Source organism: Nocardia sp. NPDC051929 (assembly GCF_044548645.1).
Classification (GTDB): domain Bacteria; phylum Actinomycetota; class Actinomycetes; order Mycobacteriales; family Mycobacteriaceae; genus Nocardia; species Nocardia sichangensis.
Genome location: NZ_JBIUCG010000001.1, coordinates 484317 through 508768 on the forward strand (window position 1 = coordinate 484317; position 24452 = coordinate 508768).

The 24452-nt window shown below is 68.4% G+C and carries 19 protein-coding genes and 1 tRNA gene; 3 read left to right on the top strand and 17 right to left on the bottom strand.

Going from position 1 to position 24452, the window contains the following annotated elements:
* Positions 1 to 317 precede the first annotated feature (317 nt).
* The 5 genes from ACIHAX_RS02070 to ACIHAX_RS02090 all read right to left on the bottom strand — a co-directional run bounded on the left by ACIHAX_RS02070 (position 318) and on the right by ACIHAX_RS02090 (position 5908).
* Positions 318 to 393, bottom strand: a tRNA-Thr gene (locus tag ACIHAX_RS02070).
* A gap of 63 nt (positions 394 to 456) precedes the next feature.
* The gene (locus tag ACIHAX_RS02075; RefSeq protein WP_364438381.1) at positions 457 to 1662 is read right to left on the bottom strand and encodes a DNA polymerase III subunit delta'; all 1206 of its coding nucleotides are present in this window, start codon (positions 1660 to 1662) and stop codon (positions 457 to 459) included.
* A 273-nt stretch (positions 1663 to 1935) separates the two neighbouring features.
* A complete protein-coding gene (locus tag ACIHAX_RS02080; RefSeq protein WP_355079233.1) occupies positions 1936 to 2442 on the bottom strand; it encodes a DUF664 domain-containing protein in 507 nt (168 codons plus the stop codon).
* Positions 2443 to 2479: 37 nt separating this feature from the next.
* Positions 2480 to 5326 carry a type I DNA topoisomerase gene (gene topA, locus ACIHAX_RS02085; RefSeq protein WP_379250818.1) on the bottom strand — a complete coding sequence of 949 codons (2847 nt, stop codon included), beginning with the start codon at positions 5324 to 5326 and terminating at the stop codon, positions 2480 to 2482.
* Between the two features lie 375 nt (positions 5327 to 5701).
* Positions 5702 to 5908: a cold-shock protein gene (locus ACIHAX_RS02090; protein ID WP_011206895.1), complete on the bottom strand. Its 207-nt coding sequence runs from the start codon at positions 5906 to 5908 to the stop codon at positions 5702 to 5704.
* Positions 5909 to 6407: 499 nt separating this feature from the next.
* Between ACIHAX_RS02090 and ACIHAX_RS02095 the strand changes: the two genes are divergently transcribed.
* Positions 6408 to 8729 carry a DEAD/DEAH box helicase gene (locus tag ACIHAX_RS02095; RefSeq protein ID WP_397275345.1) on the top strand — a complete coding sequence of 774 codons (2322 nt, stop codon included), beginning with the start codon at positions 6408 to 6410 and terminating at the stop codon, positions 8727 to 8729.
* A gap of 291 nt (positions 8730 to 9020) precedes the next feature.
* Here ACIHAX_RS02095 and ACIHAX_RS02100 read toward each other — a convergent pair whose 3' ends face one another.
* The 7 genes from ACIHAX_RS02100 to ssd all read right to left on the bottom strand — a co-directional run bounded on the left by ACIHAX_RS02100 (position 9021) and on the right by ssd (position 14731).
* On the bottom strand, positions 9021 to 9368 hold the full coding sequence (locus tag ACIHAX_RS02100; protein WP_364438321.1) for an Rv3654c family TadE-like protein: 348 nt from the start codon (positions 9366 to 9368) through the stop codon (positions 9021 to 9023).
* A gap of 162 nt (positions 9369 to 9530) precedes the next feature.
* Positions 9531 to 9845 (bottom strand): TadE family type IV pilus minor pilin, encoded by a 315-nt coding sequence (locus tag ACIHAX_RS02105; RefSeq protein WP_397275307.1) that lies wholly within the window; start codon positions 9843 to 9845, stop codon positions 9531 to 9533.
* A 38-nt stretch (positions 9846 to 9883) separates the two neighbouring features.
* Positions 9884 to 10069, bottom strand: a complete 186-nt coding sequence (locus ACIHAX_RS02110) for a DUF4244 domain-containing protein (protein WP_355079276.1) — start codon at positions 10067 to 10069, stop codon at positions 9884 to 9886.
* Positions 10070 to 10615: 546 nt separating this feature from the next.
* The gene (locus tag ACIHAX_RS02115) at positions 10616 to 11239 is read right to left on the bottom strand and encodes a type II secretion system F family protein (protein ID WP_355079239.1); all 624 of its coding nucleotides are present in this window, start codon (positions 11237 to 11239) and stop codon (positions 10616 to 10618) included.
* 396 nt (positions 11240 to 11635) lie between these two features.
* On the bottom strand, positions 11636 to 12430 hold the full coding sequence (locus ACIHAX_RS02120) for a type II secretion system F family protein (protein WP_397275310.1): 795 nt from the start codon (positions 12428 to 12430) through the stop codon (positions 11636 to 11638).
* Positions 12427 to 13611: a TadA family conjugal transfer-associated ATPase gene (locus tag ACIHAX_RS02125; protein WP_397275312.1), complete on the bottom strand. Its 1185-nt coding sequence runs from the start codon at positions 13609 to 13611 to the stop codon at positions 12427 to 12429. Before ACIHAX_RS02125 ends, ACIHAX_RS02120 begins: the two co-directional genes overlap by 4 nt.
* A 10-nt stretch (positions 13612 to 13621) precedes the next feature.
* Positions 13622 to 14731, bottom strand: coding sequence for a septum site-determining protein Ssd (gene ssd / locus ACIHAX_RS02130; protein ID WP_355079245.1), 1110 nt, complete (start codon positions 14729 to 14731; stop codon positions 13622 to 13624).
* A gap of 543 nt (positions 14732 to 15274) precedes the next feature.
* Between ssd and ACIHAX_RS02135 the strand changes: the two genes are divergently transcribed.
* Positions 15275 to 16084 (top strand): HAD family hydrolase, encoded by an 810-nt coding sequence (locus ACIHAX_RS02135; protein WP_379250169.1) that lies wholly within the window; start codon positions 15275 to 15277, stop codon positions 16082 to 16084.
* A gap of 489 nt (positions 16085 to 16573) precedes the next feature.
* Here the strand turns inward: ACIHAX_RS02135 and ACIHAX_RS02140 are convergent, their stop codons facing one another.
* The 5 genes from ACIHAX_RS02140 to ACIHAX_RS02160 are packed head-to-tail and all read right to left on the bottom strand — an operon-like array spanning position 16574 to position 22564.
* Positions 16574 to 17320: an oxidoreductase gene (locus tag ACIHAX_RS02140; RefSeq protein WP_364438310.1), complete on the bottom strand. Its 747-nt coding sequence runs from the start codon at positions 17318 to 17320 to the stop codon at positions 16574 to 16576.
* Between the two features lie 51 nt (positions 17321 to 17371).
* Positions 17372 to 19048 (bottom strand): ABC transporter ATP-binding protein, encoded by a 1677-nt coding sequence (locus ACIHAX_RS02145; protein ID WP_355079249.1) that lies wholly within the window; start codon positions 19046 to 19048, stop codon positions 17372 to 17374.
* A complete protein-coding gene (locus tag ACIHAX_RS02150) occupies positions 19045 to 20001 on the bottom strand; it encodes an ABC transporter permease (RefSeq protein WP_355079251.1) in 957 nt (318 codons plus the stop codon). The genes ACIHAX_RS02145 and ACIHAX_RS02150 overlap by 4 nt, the downstream gene beginning before the upstream one ends.
* Entirely contained in the window at positions 19994 to 20920 is a 927-nt protein-coding gene (locus tag ACIHAX_RS02155) for an ABC transporter permease (protein ID WP_355079253.1), read from the bottom strand. The genes ACIHAX_RS02150 and ACIHAX_RS02155 overlap by 8 nt, the downstream gene beginning before the upstream one ends.
* 54 nt (positions 20921 to 20974) lie before the next feature.
* Positions 20975 to 22564 (bottom strand): ABC transporter substrate-binding protein, encoded by a 1590-nt coding sequence (locus ACIHAX_RS02160; RefSeq protein WP_364438370.1) that lies wholly within the window; start codon positions 22562 to 22564, stop codon positions 20975 to 20977.
* 379 nt (positions 22565 to 22943) lie between these two features.
* On the opposite strand from ACIHAX_RS02160, the gene acs reads away from it, so the two are divergent.
* The coding region (acs, locus tag ACIHAX_RS02165; protein ID WP_397275315.1) for an acetate--CoA ligase at positions 22944 to 24452 on the top strand (1509 nt) is incomplete at its 3' end.

The window sequence follows — 24452 nt, forward strand, 5'->3', positions numbered from 1 at the left end:
TGTCTGGCTAACGGCGTACTCGCTTGCAGTTGCACCCGCGAGCAGGTAGCTCCACACTAGTCGATTCAGCCAGGACCGAGGCTCGATAGTCAGGCGGTATCGTCGGTGTACCCGAGGTTATTCGGCGGCCGCTCGGTACCCGCAGCAGGTGGCTGCTTCCTCACCCCGCACTGCGCAGAAGCTCGACGTACGGCGACGACCGAACCAGGACCACAACGGTTCTCGGGCAACGAGGCCGTGTTGGCTGCGGCACTGCCACGGGTCGAGGCAGTCAGGGTTGATCCCGCAAGCGAAGAAACGTCTTGTACCAGGAATGATGGAGCCGCCTGGGGGAATCGAACCCCCGACCTTTTCATTACGAGTGAAGCGCTCTACCGACTGAGCTAAGGCGGCGTGCCTTTCGGCCAGGGAAGTCTATCGTCTCGCAGGCCCGATCGCGAAAACGGGTGGTCACGGTCACTGGGCGCGGGCCGCGATGAGGGCGGCGGCCATGGCCGCGAGAGCAAAACGGGGTTTGACGTTCTGGTCGAGCGCGGTGCGGCAGGCCAGAACGGCCTCGATGGACTTCAGCAGACCCTCCGGGCGCACGCGGTCGGCCAGATCGTGAATCTCGTCGGACAGGTCGGGGTGGGTGAGCGCGACGCCGGAGCCGAGCCGGGTGGCCCCGAACCGCACGGCCAGTGCGTCCCGATAGACGCCCGCGACATCGATCAGGGCACGATCGAGGGCGTCGCGGCCGGTGCGGGTCGCGCGGGACTTCTGCCGCCGCTCGAGGTCCTTGAGCACGCCCGCGGAACCGCGGGTGGCGCTCGCCGCGCCCTTGCCGGTACCGCCCGCGCCCAGCGCGGTCGCGAGTTCCTCGCGCTCGCGTTCGTCGCGGGCCGCGCTCATCTGCTTGGCCTCGTCGTCGGCCGCGCGCACCAGTTCGTCGGCGGCGGCATAGGCCGCACCGGGCTTCCCGGCCGCGGTGACCAAGGCCAGGGCACGCTGACGGCGGGCGCGTGCCTCCTCGTCGGTGGCGAGCCTGCGGGCACGGCCGACATGTCCGCCGCTGATGGACGCGGCCCAGGTAGCGGTCTTCTCGTCGAGGTTGTCGCGCTCGCGGAGCACTCGCGCGATGGCGGGCACCGATGGCGTCACCAGATGCACGTGGCGGCAGCGGGAACGCAACGTGATCGAGATGTCCTCCGGGTCCACCGAGGGTGCACAGAGCAGGAACACCGTCCGGTCCGGCGGCTCCTCGACGACCTTGAGCAGCACGTTGCCCGCCGCCTCGGTCAAGCGGTCGGCATCCTCGATGACCACCACCTGCCAGCGCCCCGTGCTGGGCCTGCGCGAGGCCACCTGCACGATCTCGCGCATCTCCTTGGTGCTGATGCTCAGCCCCTCCGGCACCACCCGGCGAACGTCGCCGTGCGTGCCCGCCATAGTCGTGGTGCAGGCATGACACCTACCGCACCCGGGCGTCGCCGGATCCGTGCACTGCAGCGCCGCCGCGAAACACAGCGCGGCAACGGATCTGCCCGATCCGGGCGGGCCGGTGAACAACCAGGAGTGCGTCATCGCGCCCTCGACCACGCCCCCGCGCGCAGCGACCGCGGCAGCCGTCAACTCGGACTCGACCGCCTCCTGGCCGACCAACCGATCGAAGACTCCCGCCACGTCGTACACCCTAGCCGCCCCTCCCGACAGATCCCGGACGGTCTCGGACACCACCCTCGCCACCGTCGACGGCCCACATACACCAGGCCCGGACGCACCGTCCGGCTCGCCCGCGCATGGCCCGGCCAGCCCACACCACCCGACTCCGCCACGCACCGCTCGGCCGGTCACACGCTGTCCGACTGAGCCGTGCACACGCAGCTCGGCGGGAGCGGCTGAGTCGGACCGCTATGGATCTTGTCAGCCCATGCGGCCGCAAGCCCTGTTCCGGAACTAGGAGACGCGCTGCTGCGTGCTGTTCGCCCCGTCCAGCTCCTCACGGATGATGTCGGCGTGCCCGGAGTGATGCGCGATCTCCCGCAAGATGTGCAGCACCGTGTAACGCACCGACTGCCAGATCCGCTCCGGAGTCCACGGCGTCGTGGGAGTGGGGATCGAGGTGTCGAGACTGTCCACCGAACGGATCAGCTCGGCCGTCTCCGCCGCCACCTCGTCCCAGTCGGCCAGCAGGCCGGTCAGGGTCTCCTGCTCCGCCATGACGTACTCGCCGCCGAACTTCGAGACATCCAGCTCCGCGTTCTCGTCCCGTCGCACGATCACCGAGGTCCAGTGCCGTTCGCAGCTGACCAAGTGGTGCAGCAGCCCGCCGAGGGTCAGCTCGCTGACCGTGGTCCGCCGCCGCGCCTGCTCGTCATCGACGCCGCGCAGCGTGATCCGGAAAAGCTCGCGCTGGTCGGCGAGCATCGCGATCAGATCCTCGCGCTCCTGTTCGGTACTCATGGCGCTCAGGCTACGGCTGTGGCCACGAGCCGGGAACTCACGACTTCCCGACGCCGGTCTTCTTCGCCGCCGCCTTCTGCGCCGTGGTCTTCTTGGCCACCGTCTTGGTGGTGGTCGCCTTCTTGGCGGCGGTCTTCTTCGCCGCGGTCTTCTTGGCGGGCGCCTTCTTCGCCGCGGCCTTCTTGGCGGTCTTCTTCACCGGTCCGCGCGCACGCCGGTCGGCGAGCAGTTCCATCGCCCGCTCCGGGGTGATCGATTCGATCTCGTCACCCTTGCGCAGTGTCGCGTTGGTCTCGCCGTCGGTGACGTACGGGCCGAAGCGGCCGTCCTTGATCACCATCGGCTTGCCGGTGGCGGAGTCGTTTCCGAGTTCCCGCAGCGGAGCGGCGCTCGATGCCTGCCGTCCACGGCGCTTCGGCTCGGCGTAGATCTTCAGCGCCTCGTCCAGCGTGACGGTGAAGATCTGATCCTCGGTGTTCAGCGAACGCGAGTCGGTGCCCTTCTTCAGGTACGGCCCGTAACGTCCGTTCTGCGCGGTGATTTCCTCGCCGCTGGCTGGGTCGGTGCCGACCACACGCGGCAACGACAGCAACTTCAGCGCGTCGTCGAGTGTGATGGTGGCCAGATCCATGGACTTGAACAGCGAACCGGTGCGCGGCTTGGGCGCCGCGGCCTTCTTCGCGGTCTTCTTGGCGGGCTCTTGTCCCTCCTCGGCCTGCGGTTCGGGCAGGACCTCGGTGACGTACGGACCGAAACGTCCTTCCTTGGCGACGATTTCGTGCCCCGACTCGGGATCGACGCCGAGCGAACGGCCCTCCTGCGGAGTGGCGAACAGCTTCTCGGCGACCTCAGGGGTCAGCTCGTCCGGCGGGAGATCGTCGGGGAGATTGGCCCGCTGAGACACCGCATTGCCTTCGGGGTCATCGGGATCGGTGACCATCCGCTCCAAATAGGGACCGTACTTGCCGACCCGGACGACGACGTCTCGATCGGCGGCATCGCTGAACAGCTTGATGGAGTTGATCTCGCGGGCGTCGATGTCATCGAGCCGCTCCCCCACCATCTTCTTCAGACCGCCGGACCGCGCGACCGAGCCCTCCACGCCGTGATCGCCGCCGAAGTAGAAGCTGGACAACCAGTTTCCGCGCTGCTCGCGGCCACCGGCGATGGCGTCGAGGTCGTCCTCCATGGCGGCGGTGAAGTCGAAATCGACCAGTCGGCCGAAATGCTCTTCGAGCAGGCCGATCACCGCGAACGCCACCCACGACGGCACCAGTGCGCTGCCGCGTTTGTAGACGTAGCCGCGGTCGAGGATCGTCTTGATGATCGACGAATACGTCGACGGGCGGCCGATGCCGAGCTCTTCGAGCGTCTTGATCAGCGACGCCTCGGTGTAGCGCGCGGGCGGATTCGTGCTGTGCCCATCGGGATTCAGCTCGACCGCGGTGACCGCCTGGCCTTCCTCGAGTGCGGGCAGCCTGGACTCGGCGTCGTCGGACTGGCCGCCCGCCTCCTCGTCGACGCTCTCCACATAGGCCTTCAGGAAGCCGGGGAACGTGATGGTGCGGCCGGAAGCAGAGAAAACGCACTCTTCGCCGGTGCCAGCGACGCCGGTTATGCGCAACGTCAGCGTGGTGCCCCTGGCGTCGGCCATCTGGGAGGCGACCGTGCGCTGCCAGATGAGTTCGTAGAGGCGGAACTCGTCGTTGTCCAACCGCGCGTGCAGTTGGCCGGGCGTGGCGAAGGTGTCGCCCGCTGGACGGATGGCCTCGTGCGCCTCCTGCGCGTTCTTCACCTTGCGGTTGTATTGCCGCGCGGTCGGGTGCACGTACTCCGAGCCGTAGAGCTGGGTCGCCTGCGCGCGCGCCGCCGCGATGGCCGACTCCGACAGCGTCGTCGAGTCGGTGCGCATATAAGTGATATAGCCGTTCTCGTACAGTCGCTGCGCCACCCGCATGGTCCGCTCGGAGGTGAAACGGAGTTTGCGCCCCGCCTCCTGCTGCAACGTCGAGGTCATGAACGGCGGATAGGGCTTGCGGGTGTACGGCTTGGCCTCCGCCGAGGAGACCACCAGGTCGGCGCCGTCCAGCGCCTCGGCCAGCCGCCGCGCGTAGCCCTCGTCCAGCACGACGACGCCGTTGGTGGACTTGAGCCGTCCGTCCGATCCGAAATCGCGTCCGGTGGCGACCCGTGCGCCGTCGACGGTGACCAGTCGCGCGCCGAAGGTTCTCGGGTTGGTGGCGTCGCTCGCCTGGCCGTTGCCCGCGTCGAGCTTGGCGGCGATGTCCCAGTACTCGGCCGAACGGAACGACATCCGCTCGCGTTCACGCTGCACGATCACCCGGGTGGCCACCGACTGCACGCGACCGGCCGACAGCCGCGGCATGACCTTCTTCCACAGCACGGGACTGACCTCGTAGCCGTAGAGCCGGTCCAGGATGCGGCGGGTCTCCTGGGCGTCGACCAGATCGTTGTCGAGGTCACGGGTGTCCGCGGCGGCGGCCTGGATGGCCGGCTCGGTGATCTCGTGGAACACCATCCGCCGGACCGGCACCTTGGGTTTGAGCGTCTCCAGCAGGTGCCAGGCGATCGCCTCGCCCTCGCGGTCGGGGTCGGTGGCCAGGTAGAGCTCGTCGGCGTCCTTCAGCAGACTCTTGAGCTCGGTGACCTTGGCCTTCTTGTCCGGGCTCACGACGTAGATGGGTTCGAAGTCGTTGTCGACGTCCACGCCGAGACGCGCCCAGGACTGGCCCTTGTACTTGGCCGGGACATCGGCCGCACCACGCGGCAGATCCCGGATATGGCCGACCGACGCCTCGACCGTGTAGTTACGACCGAGGTACGGCGCGATCTTGCGGGCCTTGGTCGGGGACTCGACGATCACGAGACGACGCAGGGGACGGCCCTGGTCGGCTGCACCGAGGTCTCGTGTTGCCACCGGCGAATACACCTTTCCTGATCGACCCGCGCTGCGTCTTTTCCCGCTGCGCGCGGCTGGGGTGAGCGGCTGCGACGGCTGAACATCGCACCAGACACGTTTATACCGTGACGCCGCGTGTGGTCGAGTGCTTGCGACTCGAACCACCGAGCGTACGCCCGTGAGTTCGAATCAGTATGCCTTGCCGTTTCGCCACACCTGCGCCGCGGCATGCTCGGCGGACCGTTCCGCCGGCGCACGCGGGCCGTGACTACCCCAGATATAGCTCGTCCCTCACCCCGTTGCCGGTGGTGAGGGACGAGCTGTGGATCCTTGCGCCGCTCAGCTGAGCGCACGCACTCCGGTGGCCTGCGGGCCCTTGGTGCCCTGGCCGACCTCGAACTCGACCTTCTGGTTCTCCTCGAGGGTGCGGAAACCCGAACCCTGGATCTCGGAGTAGTGGACGAAGACGTCAGCGGAGCCGTCCTCCGGCGCGATGAAGCCGAACCCCTTCTCCGCGTTGAACCACTTCACAGTTCCCTGTGCCATTCTGTTCCTTCTCTTTTCTTACCGGAACGGCGGACAACTGGGTTCGTCCACCGGGTCCGTTGTGACCGCTGTACTGTTGGTTCCCCCTGCAGGAAAGCACCAAGCACACCGTTCGCAACATCGATCCTGCTGACGGTTTGGACTTTGGATCCGTCCCTCGAACACAGAAGCTTGCGACCAGGAACCAGTGAACCATGTCTTCGGGCAATTCAACAGTCGAGTTACCGACAATTTGCAAAAAAGTTGATCTTGCGAATGCGCAGGTGAGGGACACAATGGCGGAATCCAGACTTGGGGTTCGTTTGCCTGGTGATAACCGAGTCGACGTTCAGCAAAGAAGCTGTGACCCAGGTCGCTATTTGGTATCGAAAAGGCAGGTGGAGGTTCCCGGACACACACGTTTCACACTCCCCGAGCGTGTTGCGGGGTTCCGATCGTGAATCCGCCCGACTTCGCGCTGCGCGGACGGCCGGGAACCGAGCTCGGCTACGGGACATCGTTGCTGAATCGTGTCCTAGCCGGAGGCCTCGATGGCGACCCCCGGCTCACGCACGTGGCCGAGTTGCCCGCACGAGCCGCCGACCACTCCGAATGGCCCGTCTGGGCATCGCCGGAAGTGATTGCGGCATTGCGTGAGACAGGCGTGGCCGCGCCATGGCGGCATCAGGTGGACACCGCGGAGCAGGCGTTCCGCGGACGGCACGTCGTCGTGAGCACCGGGACCGCCTCGGGCAAATCGCTCGGCTATCAGCTTCCGGTGCTCACGACGCTGCAAGCCGATCCGAAGGCCACCGCGTTGTATCTGTCGCCGACGAAGGCGCTCGGCGCCGATCAGCTGCGCGCGGTCGGCGAGCTCACCCACGAAGGTCCGTTGCGCGATATACATCCGGCCACTTACGACGGCGATACGCCTGCCGAGATCCGGCAGTGGGTACGCGCCAACGCGCGCTGGATCTTCACCAATCCGGACATGCTCCACCTCGGCATACTTCGATCGCACCAGCGCTGGGCGCGGGTGCTGCGCAGGCTGCGTTACGTGGTGGTCGACGAATGCCACGCCTATCGCGGTGTTTTCGGCTCGCACGTCGCGCTGGTGTTGCGCAGGCTGCGGCGGATCGCCGCACGATACGGCGCCGATCCCGTGTTCGTGCTCTGCTCGGCGACCTCCGCCGAACCGGCGGAGGCCGCGTCGCGCCTGATCGGCGCGCCGTGCACCGCGGTCACTCGGGACGGATCGCCGCAGGGACCGCGGACGATCGCGCTCTGGGAGCCACCGTTGCTCACCGCCGTGACCGGCGAGAACGGTGCGCCGGTGCGCAGGTCCGCCACCGCGGAGGCGGCGCGGATCATGGCGGATCTGGTGGCCGAAGGCGCGCGGACCTTGACCTTCGTGCGCTCCCGCCGAGCCGCGGAGCTGACCGCGATGGATGCCAAAAGGCTCTTGGGCGAGGTCGATCCGGACCTCGCCGCACGCGTGGCGTCCTACCGGGCGGGTTATCTCGCGGAGGATCGGCGTGAGCTGGAAGCCGCTTTGTCGGACGGATCGCTGCTCGGCGCCGCGACCACCAGCGCACTGGAACTCGGCGTCGACATCGCGGGACTGGATGCCGTGGTCATCTCGGGTTTTCCCGGAACGGTCGCGTCGTTCTGGCAGCAGGCCGGGCGGGCGGGACGGCGCGCCCAAGGGTCACTGGTGCTGCTCGTGGCGCGGGACGATCCATTGGACACCTACCTGGTCCATCACCCCGAAGCGCTGCTTGGAAAGCCGATCGAGGCCACCATCACCGACCCGCGCAACCCCTATGTGCTGGGTCCGCAACTACTGTGCGCCGCGCTGGAGTTGCCGCTCACCGACGCCGAGGTGGACGAACTGGGCGCCCGTGAAGTACTGGCCGAGCTGACCGTGAAAGGACTGATCAGGCGGCGTGGAACGGGAGATCGCGCGCGCTGGTACGTGACCGCGGAGACGCAGCCGCACGACGCGGTGGACGTCCGGGGCGGAATCGGCGCACCGGTGGCCATCGTGGACGGCGAGACCGGCAGACTGCTCGGCACCGCCGATGCCGGGCGGGCCAGGGCGACGCTGCATCCGGGCGCCGTGCACCTGCACCAGGGCGAGACCTATGTCGTCGACGAGCTGGATCTCGTTGACGGCGTGGCCTTCGTGCACACCGCCGAGCCCGGGTGGACCACCAGTGCGCGCCAGGTGACCTCGATCGTGATCGACGCGGTGACCGAGCACCGCGCCCACGGTCACGTGACGGCCGGCCTGGCCCGGGTGCGGGTCACCAGCCAGGTGATCGGCTATCTGCGCACGCTGCTCACCGGCGAAGTGCTCGACCTGGTGGAACTCGACCTGCCGCCGCAGACACTGCCGACCAGGGCGGTCATGTACACGGTGACACCGGAATTGCTGGCGCTGGCGGGGATCGCGCCCCAGGATGTCCCCGGGGCGCTGCACGCGGCCGAGCACGCGGCGATCGGGCTGTTGCCCCTGGTGGCGACCTGCGACCGGTGGGACATCGGCGGTGTCTCCACCGCCGAGCACCCGGATACCGGACTGCCCACCGTCTTCGTCTACGACGGCCAAGCCGGCGGGGCGGGATTCGCCGAGCGCGGGTTCGCCCAACTGCGCCAGTGGCTTACGGCGACCTTGTCGGCCATCGAGTCGTGCGGCTGCGCGGCGGGCTGCCCCTCCTGCGTCCAATCACCCAAGTGCGGCAACGGGAACCACCCACTGGACAAGGCGGCAGCGGCGCGCCTGCTCACCGCCGTACTCGCCGAACTGTCCGCTGGTGCGGACGCGCCGCTCGATTCGTGACGGCGCAGAGTCGGACACGTGACCAATTGTCGACCTTGCCAGCGCGCACGCTGGGAGGGCTGGGAGACCTCCCAGTGGAATGCCGCCGCTTCACCCCGGTCGAATAAAGAGGATTAGATTCATGTTAACTAGACTATTGCCACTTCATCGTTTGTGGACATGCGCATTCCTCCCTTTTAGATATCCCGGGTCCGCGCGGGCATTTCCCTGAGTCCGCTTTTAAACCCGCCAGTTAAGTTTCCGATTTCCGCCACTGGAAGCGACGCGGGGCCGACTGTGTATCGAACTCCATCACTCTTCAACCGGTCCGGCCCGTGCGCTCGCCCGAACGATCCGATCGCCGTACAGACCTATTGGTACATTCCTTTCCACAGCCACCGTGGCGTCCCACTCCACCGCCTCGCAAACACGGATTCGCGCACCCATCCGCCGTGCCACCTGGTCCGCCTCAGCACATGCGACATCGACGCCATCGACCAAGGCTCCCGCCGCGGTCAGTGCCGCCGAATCGGCGGCCGCCTGCGCCCGATGCCGCGCCACCACCACGGCCCCCACCTGCGCGATCAATAGCGTCACCGCGATGAGGGCCGCGAGCGCCAAGCAAGCGAACACGGTGGCCAACCCCTGTTCGTCGCTCACCCGAACCCGCAGCATGCGAGGGACACGCCTCGGGCTGCGCTCGCTGATCGGAACCCGCTCACCGTTCCCTGTCACGTCTCGCTCCGGGCAGCGTCGCGAACCGGAATCCGACCGTGACGGGCACCGCCGCCCACGAGAACCAGGCCACCATCGGCACCGCCTTCATTCGGTGGCTCCGGGCTCGAGGGTCGCGACCGCCTCCGCGCGGAGGGTGAGCAGCGGCAGAAGCGGGGTCCGCGCGGAAACCACGGCGATCACACGAGTGCCCTCGGTGCGGAGTGCGATGTCGGCCGACGGCGGGGCGATGCGCTCCGCCGCCGGGCGGGCGTTCGCGTGGTCGCCCCGCGCGGCGAGGCGGGCGGCCTCGCCGGCGGCATCGACACAGCGGACCTGGGTCGATGCCGCCAGCACGGCCCCGAGACAGAGCACGACGGTAGCGACGACCGAGGTCAGGGCGAGCGCGGCCTCGATCGTCACCCCTCCCCGATCGTCGCCGAGCCACGGTGCGGCGACAGCTACACCGATGTGTTCAGTGCCCGGTCGATGATCTTCGTCAGCGCGTTCACGATGCTGTCGCCCGTCACCACCCCGTACAGCACGGCGCCGAATGCCGCCGCCGCGATCGTGCCGATCGCGTACTCCGCTGTGCTCATGCCGTCCTCCGCGACCATCGCCCGCAGCGCCCGCGCACGCAGGCTTATATATACAGCCCGCACCCTGCGGCCCACGGACCTCACAACCCCCTGGATACGCACCCGATTCCTCCTTCCCGGCCCGTGCGGCCGGTCCGCACGAGCACGCTTCCTCCGATGCAGTGCGCGACGCTGCCGCCCGAGCACGGTCGCTTTCGCTTCGGTCCACGACGAACCGCCGACGGGTGCCGATCAGCGGCAGCGACGGGTTCCATGAGCGACCGAACGCTGGATACGGCTCAGCACGCAAAGCAGCCACCGAAGCGCCGAGTGCGTGGCACACCGCCGAGCTGCCGGGCCATAGGCGGACCGACCAGCCCCGCGACGGCCTTCCCGACCGGTGGCGGCAGCGACGGTGCGGGGGCTCCGAGCGACCCACCTGACGCGCTCTCGTGAACGACGTGGGCCCGGCCGTCCGCTGTTCTCCCGATGCGATTCCAGGCGGGTCCGCGAGCGCGGGCCGCCCGGTCACGGTCCGCCGAACCTGCGCGAAAACCCGGCGTGAACGCTTCGGTGCGGACACCATGGGCGGCGTGGCCACTGCCCGGTGCGGAGTTACAGCAGCCCACCGCCTAGGACTCGGCTCGCCAAGCCGATGACCACCGGCACTATGCCGAGGCAGACGAAGGCCGGGAGGAAGCACAGCCCCAAGGGGCCGCCGATCAGGACGCCCGCGCGTTCCGCCTTCGCGGCCGCGATGTCTTCCACCGCGGCCCTGCGCTGCTCGGCCAGTTCCATGACCGCTGCCGCCAGCGACGATCCGGACCGCGCCGAACGCCGCGCCATCCGGGCCAGCGACTCGATCTCGTCGGCTCCTGGGCGCCCCTTCGCATCCCGCGCCACTTGGTGCCAGGCCGTGGCCGCGTCGGCACCGAGCGCGAGCAGGTCCGCCGCCCGTCGCAGTGCTTCGCCGAGTGGTTCCGGCGCCTCCTGCGCCACGGCGCGCGCCGCCCCTGCCATGGGAAGCCCAGCACGCAGGCAGGCGGCCAGCAGGTCGAGCACCGAGGCGACAGCCAGCGGATCGGTCTCCCGGTTCACCCGGCGCGACGTCTCGGCCGGTGCGTTGCGCGTCCGGCCGAGGGCATGCAACCGCCTGCTCACGGCCACTCGTCCCGGCAGCGATGCGAGTGCGGCCGCCATCAGCAGCAACGGCAGTGCCGCACCAGAAGTGAACGCCATCAGCAGCCTTCCTCAGCGATCCTGTTGTGCGATGACCTCGTGCACGGCCTACAGTCGGGCCATACGACGGCACACCACGCCTCACCTGCGTGCCGTCGCCGAAGAGCGGACCGATGAGGCTGACCCGTCGTCGCTCAGCAGCGCGACCGTAGATTCGGCCGGTCTGCGGGTAGTCAGGGGTGAACGCGCCGTCGAGGTGGTGTGCATCCGCCGTGCGCTGCAGTCCGATTGGATCGCCGACCGGGCGGCGGCTTCGCAGGGCCGCACCGCCTGCGACTACGGCACACACGACCCTTGGAACCGGCGTGCGCGCAAACCGCCTCTCCCCGCAGATCGCAACCGGCTTCGAGTTCGACAACTGCTTTGGCCGGCCGCGACCAGCCATCGAGGAAGACTTCATATCAGCACCTTTCGGGTGATGGCATCGGTCCACAGCAGGCCCGCGCAGGCCAGGCCCGCGCCTACCGGCAACAGCACCGCCCCCGCGGACGAGGCGAACAGGACGTGCAGCGGCGCGGCGCCCATCATTTGGCCGAGGGCGATGCCGAGGAGCGGCAAACACGCCAGGACACCGGCGGTGGCCCGTGCGCCGGCCAGCGCGGCGGTGGTGCGGCCGTGGAATCGGATGCGTCCCGCGAGATCCGTTCGGGCCGCGGACAGCAACTCCGCCAGTGCCAAGCCGTGCTGCTCGGCCACCTGCCACGCCCCGGCGACCCGGGCGAGTTCCGCGGCGATCGGGGAATCCGGCCGGCGCAGCCCCTCGGCCGCCGAGCCACCGAGTCGGCTGCGGGCGGCGCCAACGGTGAACGCGCGGGACGACTCGCCCCACACCTCACGTGCGGCGGCCTCGGCGGCGGCGCTCGGATGCGCCCCCACTCGCAATTCCGCGATCACAGCCTCCAAGGCATCGAGTAGGTACCCTTGCTCGGCTTTCCCGCGCCGGTCCCGTACCGCCCGGCGAGCCCGTAGCCCGACCGTTCCGGCGACCAGGCCTGCCGCGAGGAAAGCACCCGTACCGAAGACGGCGAGCACGATCACCATGCCTACGCAGGCACAGACGCGGAACAGCCTGCCGCGCTCCGGTATTCGGTACTCGACGCGCGCGGTGAACAGCTGTCCGAACCGGCGCTGCGACCGGGGCGCCGGAACCAGGACCAACGCCAGCGCGAGACACAACAGCGCGCCGCTCAACGGTCGAGCCGTTCGGCGAGCAGGCTGGACAGGTCCGCGGCGGCGGGGGCCACACCCGTGGTATGCCAGGCGGGCGTGATCCGCACGGCCCCATCGCCGTTGCGGTGCACGAGGCCGACCTCGCGCAGCCCCCGCGAGCCGTCGGATCGGCGGTGCATGTGCAGGACGACCTGCACCGCGGCGGCGAGTTGACTGTGCAAAGCCGCTCGATCCATGCCGCCCAGAGCGGCGAGGGCTTCCAGCCGGGCGGGGACTTCTTGCGGCGAGTTGGCGTGCACGGTGCCCGCCCCGCCGTCGTGTCCGGTGTTCAACGCGGTCAGCAGGTCGACCACCTCGGCGCCCCTGACCTCGCCGACCACGATCCGGTCCGGCCGCATGCGCAGCGCTTGACGGACCAGGTCACGGACGGTGACCTCGCCGACGCCTTCCACATTCGCGGTCCTGGCCACCAGCCGGACCACGTGGGGATGCGGTGGCGCGAGCTCCGCCGCGTCCTCGACGCAGACGATCCGCTCGGACGGGCCCACCGTGGCGAGCAGGGCCGACAGCAGCGTCGTCTTCCCGGCTCCGGTGCCGCCGACGACCAGGAACGCCAGCCTCGCCTGGATGATTCGTTCCAGCAGGAGCTTCGCGTCGGCGGGCACCGAGCCCGCCACGGCGAGCGCGGACAGCCCCTGGGTGGCCGGACGGAGTACCCGCAACGACAGACAAGTGCCGCCGTGCGCGACCGGCGCGAGGACCGCGTGCAAGCGGACCCCGAACGAATCCCCTGATGGCGCAGCGATTCCGGACAGCCGACCATCCACCCATGGTTGTGCGTCGTCGAGTCGGCGGCCCGCCGACAGTGCCAGGCGCTGCGCCAGCCGCCGGACCGCGGCCTCGTCGGAGAAGGTGATCGAGGTCTTCTCCAGACCGTGCCCGCGATCGATCCACACCGCGTCCGGACCGGTCACCAGGACGTCGGCCACTCGCGGATCGTGCAACAGCGGTTCGAGTACGCCCGCGCCGGTGAGTTCGGTCTGCAGCAGTCGCAGAGCCCGCAGCAGGTCGGTGTCGCCGAGCACCCCGCCCGCTTCGGCCCGGATCGCGGCGGCGACCTGCGCCGGATCCGGGTCGCCGGTCTCGCCCGACAGGCGCTCCCGCACCCGGTCCAGCAGCTCGCTGGTCAGTATCGCGCTCATCGCCCCCTCCTCACCGCCGTTGTCCCGGTGGTGCACTCAGTACGCCGAGGACGGCGTCGGCCGCATCACGCAGCGGCCCGCGGCGGCCTACCGACATCCCGCCGCGCTCCAGCCGGTGCGCGAGACCGGACTGGGCGCGAACGGCGGCGAGCAGCGGGAGATCGAGCACCTCGGCGACCTCGGCTCCGCGCAGGCCGCCGGGCGCCGGACCGCGAACGATCAGGCCCTGGTTCGGGTTTCGCCGCGCGATATGGGCGGACACCGCTTCGGCGGCGGCGACCGCACGCAGCCGCGCCGGAACGACCAGAACCACGAGGTCCGCGGAGTCGAGCATCTGGTCGGCATGCGGCCCGCGCTCACCGGAAATATCGCAAACTATGAAATCGCCTGCGACACGGCCCGCTTCGATGACAGCGCGGACCGCGGGCGCGCCGAGCTCACGTGGCAATCGTCCCGCACCGCAGCGCCCACAGGACAGCACCGCGAGCCCGGGCGCCGCGACGGGTAGGGCGCCGTGCAGCGCGGTCGCTGAGACGCGCCCGTCCTCCACCACCAGGTCGGGCCAGCGCAGTCCCGCCGCGTTCTCGACACCGAGCAGCAGGTCGAGACCCCCCGCGAAGGGTGCGCCATCGACCAGCAAGGTCTCGCGCCGGAACCCCTCCGCGGCGGCGCGCAGCGCGACCGCGACGGCGAGGGTGGACGCACCGGCCCCGCCGCCCGCGCCGACGACGGCGAGCACCACGCCGTCACCCGCACGCTGCTCGCCGTATTCAGCAAACATCTCGATGAGCCCCACCGCCGCGCCGGGCAAGGCGATAGCCCGCTCCGCGCCGACCGCGGCGGCGGCCTGCCAGTCGAGCAAACCTGGCTCACCATCGGTTACCACCACGACGCCGGCGCGGCGCAGGTAGCCCGCGGCGGCCGCTTCGCGTGCCGTATCGGTGTCCAGGATGACCAGTGGAGCGCCGGTCCAGGCATGTCGGCCGACGAGTCGCGTCCGCTCATCGAGTGGCCGTTCGGCGGCCGCCGCGATACGCCGGACTTCGTCGCGCAGACGGTCGTCATCGATGAGCACAAGGGCGGGCGCCGGCCCACTCGGCTCCGATGCATCGAGGTTCATGCAGGTCAGCGTCGCGGAACGGGAGCAGGGACAGAAGGGGCGATATGCCGAATGTGGACAACTCCGGGCTTGTGGACAGCTATCCGAACCCGATGTCGTAGCGCACTGTCCCTGAAATAGAGGACGGCCCCAGCCGGGGGGGGAGGAGGCTGGGGCCGTCGGGGTTCAGCCCCGGGGGGTCGGGCTGAACGCGCCTGGACCATGTCCAGGTGCCAGCAATACTACACCTAAGCCCCGGCCACCACGCAAGTCTGCCGACGGACATCTTTGTGGCCCTCGTGGCTTCGGCGTCTGCGGGGCAAACTTCATCGCCGCACCGGCCGCAGCCGCGCCACGGCGGGGAACACGCGTGCCGACCAGCGGCAGCCGTGGTGCAGCCGCCGCCCATCTGCGGCCGATCGAAGGCAGGACGGCCACACAACAGGCGCGGTGGCCGGAGAGCGCTGCCACAACCCGCGGTCGGACCGACCACGGGGACACAGCAGCCGCACCACACCTGACGCCTGGCCGAGCGGAGACCATACCGCCGCCTATCCTGGTCGGGTGGACAAGTCAGCCACTGCAGGTGGACGCGTCGCGGCCTTCTTCGATCTGGACAAGACCGTGATCGCGAAGTCGAGCACGTTCGTATTCAGCAAGCCCTTCTACGCGCAGGGGCTTTTGAACCGCCGCGCCGTACTGGAAAGCAGTTACGCCCACTTCCTGTTCCTGCTGTCGGGAGCCGATCACGATCAGATGGAACGGATGCGCGCCCACCTGACCAGCATGTGCGCGGGCTGGGACGTCGAGCAGGTGAAATCCATTGTGGCAGAGACATTGCACGAGTTGGTCGATCCGCTGATCTACGCGGAGGCGGCCGACTTGATCGCCGACCACAAGATCCGGGGGCACGATGTGGTGATCGTCTCGGCCTCCGGCGAGGAGATCGTCGGCCCGATCGCCGAAGCGCTCGGCGCCTCACATACCGCCGCCACCCAGATGGTCGTGGCGGACGGAAAGTACACCGGCGAGGTCGAGTTCTACTGCTACGGCGAGGGCAAGGTCGCCGCCATCGAGAAACTCGCCGCAGACGAGGGGTACGACCTGTCCCGCTGCTACGCCTACTCCGACTCGATCACCGACCTGCCGCTGCTCGGCGCGGTGGGCCACCCCACTGCGGTCAATCCGGATCGCAATCTGCGCCGTGAGGCCACCACGCGGGGCTGGCCGATCCTGACCTTCTCCAATCCGGTGTCGCTGTGGGCGCGCTTCCAAGCGCCGTCCTCGACGACGCTCGCGGCCACCGCGGCGGTCGGCTTGAGCGCGGTCGTGGCCGGCGCGATCAGCTACCGGATGCTGCGCCGCCGACGCTGAGATCGGACGCTCGAGCAGCCCGTCCCACTTGGGTCGCCAGCGGCTTGCCGTTAGCTCAGCCAACTTGACCGATGGCGCCGCGGACCAGGCATTTAACCACGAAACGCCGAGAAAAACGCCGATTGTTCAATGTTCTCGCATCCCTTGATGTGAGTGCAGTCACAGGTGTAGAAAGGTAACTACGGAAGGACGGAAGGCCAAGGCAGCACCGGAAGAGAAGGCACTGTCTCCCGACCCTTCTTCCCAGCACGGGCACCAGGCACCCACGCGGAGCGCGCCGCGACAAGGGCAGAAGCGTTGTGGGCCTGCGAAATTCGGATAGTCGACGGCGAAGGCCTCGCACAGGTTGCGGGGATGAACCGGCCGATGTCCGGATTGTCGCCGAGGCCGCAGAACACAACCCACCTAGCACGCTTGGTAACCGGGTAGTCCGTGCTAGCGGGCGGTGAGGTCGAGAGACAACGCCGCCCGCTTTGACGTGTACGGGGGTTATCCCGCCGCCGAGTCCGCGATCGACGTGGCCTCGCGCGCGCCGTCCTCGAACGCCCCGCAACAGAGGATCACCCAGCCGCCGACCGCCTCCGCCTCCCCGGTTCCGAATCCCGCGGCCGCGTCCAGATACGCCTGACGCCTGCGCAACCAGAACACCTCCGGTACGCCGAGGCTGTGCGGATCCAGCCCACTCGACACCGCGACCAGCCGGGAGGCCGCCCGCGCGACTACGCCATCGGCCGTGCCGAACGGCCGCAGCGCCAGTAGCTCACCGTGTACTACGGCGGCGAGCACCGGCGCGGGCGCTCGCGAACCGAGCACCGTCTGCGCCAGCAGATCCAGCCGCTGCGCGACGCCCGAGTCGCCGCGCGGCCTGCCGAGCGCCTCTTGCTCCGGGATCAGATCGGCCGCGGCGAGCAGATGCAGCCGCGCCAGCGCCTGCAGCGGGGCACGCTGCCAGGTGCCCACCAGATTCCGCAGCGCGTCCCCGTCCAACGCCTGCCCGACGCGCAGCGAGCCGGCCAGGATCGGGTCCGCAACCCGGCCGTCGGCGGGAATGTCCGTGCTGCCGCCGTCGATGGCCGCCGAGGACCGGGCCGCACGCACCGCGGCCTCGGCCGCCGTGGTGGGCCACCCACGCCGGTTCGCCTTGTGCCGGTGCACCTCGGCGAGCGCGTCGCGGGCACGGTCGGCCGCGTCCCGGACACCGGGAAGATCGACGAGGGGCTGTAGCGGATCGGTCACGGCATACGAGGCTACTTGCGCTCGCGCGGACCGATCCGCGCGCCCGGCTCGCTATCCGGCCAGCAGATCGCGTCCCGGTATCGCGTCGAGCAGTTTGCGCGTGTACTCCTGCCGGGGATCGTCGAACACCTCGTCGGTCGTCGCCGCCTCGACCACCTTGCCGCGCTGCATGACGAGCACGTCGTCGGCGATCTGCCGCACCACGGCCAGATCGTGGGTGATGAACAGATACGCCAGCCCGAGCTCGGCTTGCAGCTCGTTGAGCAGGCGGAGGATCTGGGCCTGCACCAGCACGTCGAGCGCGGACACCGCCTCGTCGCACACCACCACTTCGGGCCGTAGGGCGAGTGCCCGCGCGACCGCCACGCGCTGACGCTGCCCACCGGACAGTTCGTTGGGGTAGCGCCGCAGCACACCGGCAGGCAGCGCGACCTTGTCGAGCAGTTCCCGCACGGTCGCCTCCCTTTCCTCGGCGGTACCGATCCGGTGGGTGCGCAACGGCTCCTCGATGGTGCGGTAGATCGTGTACATCGGATCGAGCGAGCCGTAGGGATCCTGGAAGATCGGCTGCACCCGGCGGCGGAAGGCGAAGGATTCCTTACGGTCCAGGGTGGTCACGTCCTTGCCGTCGAATGTCACGGCGCCGGAGGTGGGCGCGAGCAGTCCGAGGACCATCTGCGCCACCGTGGTCTTGCCCGAGCCGGATTCGCCGACGATCGCCGTGGTCGACCCGCGCCGCAGCCGGAACGACACATCGTCCACCGCGACGAACTCGGTCGACTTCCACGGCGTGCGATCGCGAATGTGAAACGTCTTCGTCAGACGCTCGGCTACCAGCACGTCGTCCGGCACCACCGTGTCGGCTGCCGCCACCTGCACGGCTTGCGCGTGGATCTCGGCCCGGCGCCGCACCGCCGACCGCCGCTGCGCGGCCAGCGACGGCGCCGAACTCACCAGCCGTTTGGTGTACAGGTGCTGCGGATCACGCAGAATCCGCAAAGCGGGCCCGGACTCCACGACACGGCCGCGATACATCACCACCAGGTGTTCGGCACGCTCCGCCGCCAAACCCAAGTCATGGGTGATCAGCAGCACCGCGGTGCCGAGTTCGGCGGTGAGCCGCTCGAGATGGTCGAGGATCTGCCGCTGTACGGTCACGTCGAGCGCCGAGGTCGGCTCGTCGGCGATGAGCAGTTGCGGCCGGCAGGACAGGCCGATCGCGATCAACGCACGCTGGCGCATGCCGCCGGAGAACTCGTGCGGATACTGGTTCACCCGGCGTTCGGCGTCGGGCATGCCCGCTTCCTCGAGCAGTTCCACCGCTCGCTTCTCGGCGGCCTTGCCCTTCGCGATGCCGTTGGCTTCGAGCGTCTCGCGGATCTGGAAACCGATCTTCCACACCGGATTCAGATTCGACATCGGATCCTGCGGGACCAGGCCGATGCCGCTGCCGCGGACCGCGACGATCTCTCGTTTCGAGGCCGCCGTGAGTTCCTTGCCGTCGAACCTGATCGAACCGGAGGTGACCCGGCCCGTGCCGGGCAGCAAGTCGATGATCGCGTGCGCGGTGGTCGACTTTCCCGAGCCCGATTCCCCGACGATGGCCACGGTCTGCCCCGGATACACCGACAGGCTCACGTCCCGGACCGCGGGCACCGGCTTGCCGTCGGCGGTGAAGCTCACGTTCAGATCGGTGATCTCCAGCAGCGGCCGGTCGGCCTCGCTCATCGCTTCCTCGCCTTCGGATCGAGGGCGTCGCGCACGGCGTCGCCCAGCATGATGAAGCTCAGCACGGTCAGCGCCAGCGCCGTCGCCGGATAGAACAGGATGGCGGAGGTGCGGATCTCCTTCTGACCCGTGGCGATGTCCGCGCCCCAGGACACCACGGTGCGCGGGAGACCGACGCCGAGATAGGACAGCGTCGCCTCGGTGACGATGAAGACGCCCAGCCACAGCGTGGTCACCACGATCAGCGGTCCCGCCGCGTTGGGCAACACGTGGCGCACAAGCGTCTGCGGTCGAGAGACGCCCAAAGCTTTCGCGGCCGTGACGTAATCACTGTTCTTCGCTTGGATCACCGCGCTACGGGCGATCCGCGCCGCCTGCGGCCAGGTGAACGAGGCGAGGATGACGATCACGGTCCAGATCGTCCTTGCGTCCAGCAGCTGCATGATCACGATGGCGGCCAGCATCAACGGAATCGCGTAGAAGACCTCCGCGACCCGCGAGACGATCGAGTCCAGCGGCCCGCCGTAGAAGCCCGCCAGCGCGCCGAGCGTTCCCCCGATCAGCACGAACAGCAGCGTCGCGCCGACTCCGGCGAGCACGGAAGCCCGCGCTCCGTAGACGGTGCGGGCGTAGATGTCGCACCCCTGCTTGTCGAAACCGAACGGGTGCCCCGCGCCGCGCGGGTCCATGCTGAAGTCGCCGTTGCAGTACCGCGGGTCCTGATCGGTGAACAGCCCCGGCCAGATCACCACGATCAGCACGAACACGATCAGCACCGCCGCGACGATGAAGATCGGGTTGCGCCGCAGCTGCCGCCACGCGTCGCGCCAGATGCTGGTCGGCGCGCCCGCATCCAGTACGGCGTCGGTGGCGAGCACCTCGACCTCGTCGGGCGGCGCGACGAAATGCTCCTGGCCGCGGCGCGGACTCGCGGCCTCGGTGCGGTCAGGCATAGCGGATCCTCGGGTCGAGTGCGGCGTAGAGCAGGTCCACGAGCAGATTGGTGAGCAGGAAGATGACGATCAGCACCGTGACGAAGGAGACGACGGTCGGCGGCTCCCCCCTGGTGATGGCCTGGTAGAGCGTGCCGCCCACGCCGGGAATGTTGAAGATGCCCTCGGTGACGATGGCGCCGCCCATCAGGGCGCCCAGATCCGCGCCGACGAACGTGACCACCGGAATCATCGAGTTGCGCAGGATGTGCACGGTCACCACGCGTGGCCTGCGCAGGCCTTTGGCGGTCGCGGTGCGCACGTAGTCGGCGGACATGTTCTCCGCCACCGAATTCCGGGTCAAGCGCAGGACGTAGGCGAACGACAGCGAGCCGAGCACGATCGCGGGCACCAGCAGTTCGCCGACGGTCGCCTTCCCGGAGACCGTCACGGGCGCGATGCCCCACTTCACGCCGAGCAGGAATTGGGCGAGGAAGCCCACCACGAAGACCGGGACCGCGATCACGACCAGGCTGATCACGAGCATCGCGGAGTCGAACAGCTTGCCTTTGCGCAGTCCGGCGATCAGGCCGAACAGCACGCCGAAGACCGACTCGATCAGCACCGCCATGAAGGCCAACTTGATCGTGATCGGGAACGCACGCGCGAGTTCGTCCCGCACCGGCCTGCCGGAGAAGGCCGTGCCGAAGTCCAGCGTGACGATGCCCTTCAGATACAACAGGTACTGCACGAGGAACGGCTCGTCGAGGTGGTAGCGCGCCCGCAGTTGCGCCTCCACCGCGGGCGTCATGGGTTTGTCACCCGCCAGCGCGTGGATCGGGTCGCCAGGGACGAGGAACACCAGTGCGTAGACGAGCAGGGTCGCACCGAGGAACACGGGGATCATCTGAAGCAGACGCCGCCCGACATACCAGGCCATTTCGCCTCCTGAACAGGACCGCCGAGCGTCACCCGGACGCCCGGCGGCCGGCGGCTACTTCTCGATGTTCTCGAAGTCGAACAGTCCGTTCCAGGCGAGTTCGGCCTTGCGCACCCGGTCGGAGCGGCCCGCGGCGGCCACGTAGTCGAACACCGGGACGTCGGCCAGGTCCTTGATCAGCAGAGACTGGGCCTGCGCGATGATCTTGTAGGACTCGTCCTGGCTCGGCGCGGCCAAGGCGGCATCGAGCAGGCGGTCGAATTCCGGGTTCTTGTAGTCGACGTTGTTGGTGTCGGAGTAGCTGTAGTACTGCGAAGTGAGGAACTGCAGCATGGTCGGGTAGTCACCCTGCCAGCCGTAGCGGAAGGCCTTGTTGATGGTGCGCGCGTTCACTTCGTCGCGGATGTTCTTGAACGTCGGGTACGGCACGCCGATGGCGTCGACGCCGAGGGTGTTCTTCACGCTGTTGGCCACCGCCTCCACCCAGGCCTGGTGGCCGCCGTCGGAGTTGTAGGCGATCTCGTAGCGGCCCGACCACGGCGAGATCGCGTCGGCCTGTGCCCAGACCTTCTTGGCCTCGTCGGGGTTGTACTTCAATACCTCCGAGCCGGGCAGGTTCGGGTCGAAGCCGGGCAGCGTGCTCGCGGTGAAGTCGCGCGCCGGGATCCGGGTGCCGTGGAAGATGTTCTGCGCGATCTGTTCCCGGTTGATCGACATCGAGATCGCCCGGCGCCGCAACAGCCCTTCCTGGCCGGCGAAGTGCGCGACGTTGGACTGGATGCCGATGTGCTGGTTCTGGGCGGTCGGCTTGGTGATCGCGCGGTCACCGAGATCCCGTTCGTAGGAGGTGAGCGCGCTGTCGGGCACGGTGTCGAGCGCGTCCAGATTGCCCGCTTGCAGATCCGCGTAGGCGGTGTCGAAGGACTGATACATCACGAACCGCAGCCCTTTGTTCTTGGCCGGGCGGCCGCCGGGGTAGTCCGGGTTGGGCGCCAGATCGATCTTGACGTTGTGCTCCCACGCCCCGGACCGGGCGAACTTGTAGGGGCCGTTGCCGATCGGGTTCTCTCCGAACGCTTTCATGTCCTTGAACGCGGCCTCCGGCAGCGGATAGAACGGCGCGTACCCGAGTTCGGTCTCGAAATCGATCGAGGGTGCCTTCAGCTCGATGGTGAAGGTGCGGTCGTCGATCACCTTCAAGCCCGACATCGTCTGTGCCGTAGGCTTTTCCGCGGACACCTCGTCGAAACCGACGATGGGACTGAACACATAGCTCTGTAACTGGGCGTTGGTGCCGAGCGCGCCGTAGTTCCACGCCTCGACGAACGACTTCGCCGTCACCGGGGTGCCGTCGGTGAACTTCCAGCCGGGTTTGATGGTCACCCGGTAGCTCTTCCGATCCGTGGTCTGGATCGACTCCGCCATCTCGTCGTGCGCCTTGCCGCTCCCGTCGTAGTACTTCAGGCCCGCGAACAGCCGGTCGACCACGCGGCCGCCCATATTCTCGTTGGTGTTGGTAGGCACCAGCGGATTCTGCGGCTCGCCACCGTTGACCGTGACGATGTCGGCATCGGCGCCGTCGCCCGAGGAACATGCGGACAGCCCGAGGCTCGTGGCCAGTACGACCGCCGCGGTCAGCGCCATCGCTCTGTGGAATTTCAACGCGTCCTCCCGGTGCGAGAAGGGGGTAGCCGATCGGCACCCGCAGGAGGCCCGTCAGCGCATGCCGACGCGATCCCCCTGTGTGGTTGGCAGAGTAACCACCGGCGCGGGCACTGTCACCTGATTGATCCGAGTTCGTTGTACTTGTTACCGATCCGGCAACATCGCCGAAACACCCCGAGTTTCGTGCGGAAACGGCCGCGCGGCCGGAGCATCGCGTTCGCAGCGGGAGGCAGGCGCGGCGGCGTGACGCGGGCGAAACCCGATCGACACACCGCACGCGGCATGGGTCACAGTTGATTACTGTCGAACTCGGCTGCGTCGAATCGTGCGCTCAGGCTACGTGGAAAGAAGAGACGAGATGACCGAAACCAGCGCCGAACACAGGGACTCGTATCCGCCGAACGCGGAGTTCGCCGCCCAGGCGAACGCCGACGCCGGACTCTACGAGCGGGCGGCGGCCGATCGCGACGCGTTCTGGGCCGAACAGGCCGGGCGGCTGCACTGGCACGAACCGTTCACCCAGGTGCTGGACTGGAGCGGGGCTCCGGTGGCGAAATGGTTCGTCGGCGGCAAGCTCAACGTCGCCTACAACTGCGTGGACCGCCACGTCCTGGACGGACACGGCGACCAGGTCGCCATCCACTGGGAAGGCGAACCCGGCGACTCGCGCGCCATCACCTACCGCGAACTGCTCGACGAGGTCTCCCGCGCCGCGAACTACCTCACCGAACTCGGCCTGGAGACCGGTGACCGGGTGGCCATCTACATGCCGATGGTGCCCGAGGCCATCGTCGCCATGCTGGCCTGCGCTCGCCTCGGGCTGACCCACTCCGTCGTCTTCGCCGGATTCTCCCCCACCGCGTTGCGCCAGCGCGTCGACGACGCCCGAGCCCGCCTGGTGATCACCACCGACGGGCAGTGGCGGCGCGGCAAAGCCGCCCCACTGAAGGAAGCAGTCGACGAGGCCCTCTACGCCCACGGCGACACCCCATCCAGCGTCGAGCATGTGCTGGTGGTGCGCCGCACCGGCATCGAAGTCCCCTGGACCGAAGGCCGCGACCTGTGGTGGCACGACACCGTCACCACCGCCGCACCCCACCACGAACCCCAACCCTTCGACGCCGAACACCCCCTGTTCATCCTCTACACCTCCGGCACCACCGGAAAACCCAAAGGCATCCTCCACACCACCGGCGGCTACCTCACCCAAACCGCCTACACCCACCACAACGTCTTCGACCACAAACCCGGACAAGACATCTACTGGTGCACCGCCGACATCGGCTGGGTCACCGGACACAGCTACATCGTCTACGGCCCCCTGGCCAACCGCACCACCCAAGTCGTCTACGAAGGCACACCCAACTTCCCCGACGAACACCGCCACTGGCAGATCATCGAAAAATACGGCGTCACCATCTACTACACCGCCCCCACCCTGGTGCGCACCTTCATGAAGTGGGGCAGGGAAATACCCGCCGCCCACGACCTGTCCAGCATCCGCGTGCTCGGCTCGGTCGGCGAACCGATCAACCCCGAAGCCTGGCGCTGGTACCGCGAGGTCATCGGCGGCAATCGCACCCCCATCGTCGACACCTGGTGGCAGACCGAGACCGGCGCCATCATGATCTCCCCGCTGCCCGGCGTCACCGCCGCCAAACCCGGCGCCGCCATGACCGCGCTGCCCGGCATCTCCGCTCGAGTCGTCGACGAAGAAGGCAAACCGGTCCAACACGGGGAAACCGAAGCCAACGGCTACCTCGTGCTCGATCAGCCGTGGCCGTCGATGCTGCGCGGCATCTGGGGCGACACCGAACGCTACAAAGCCACCTACTGGGAACGCTTCGCCGACCAAGGCTGGTACTTC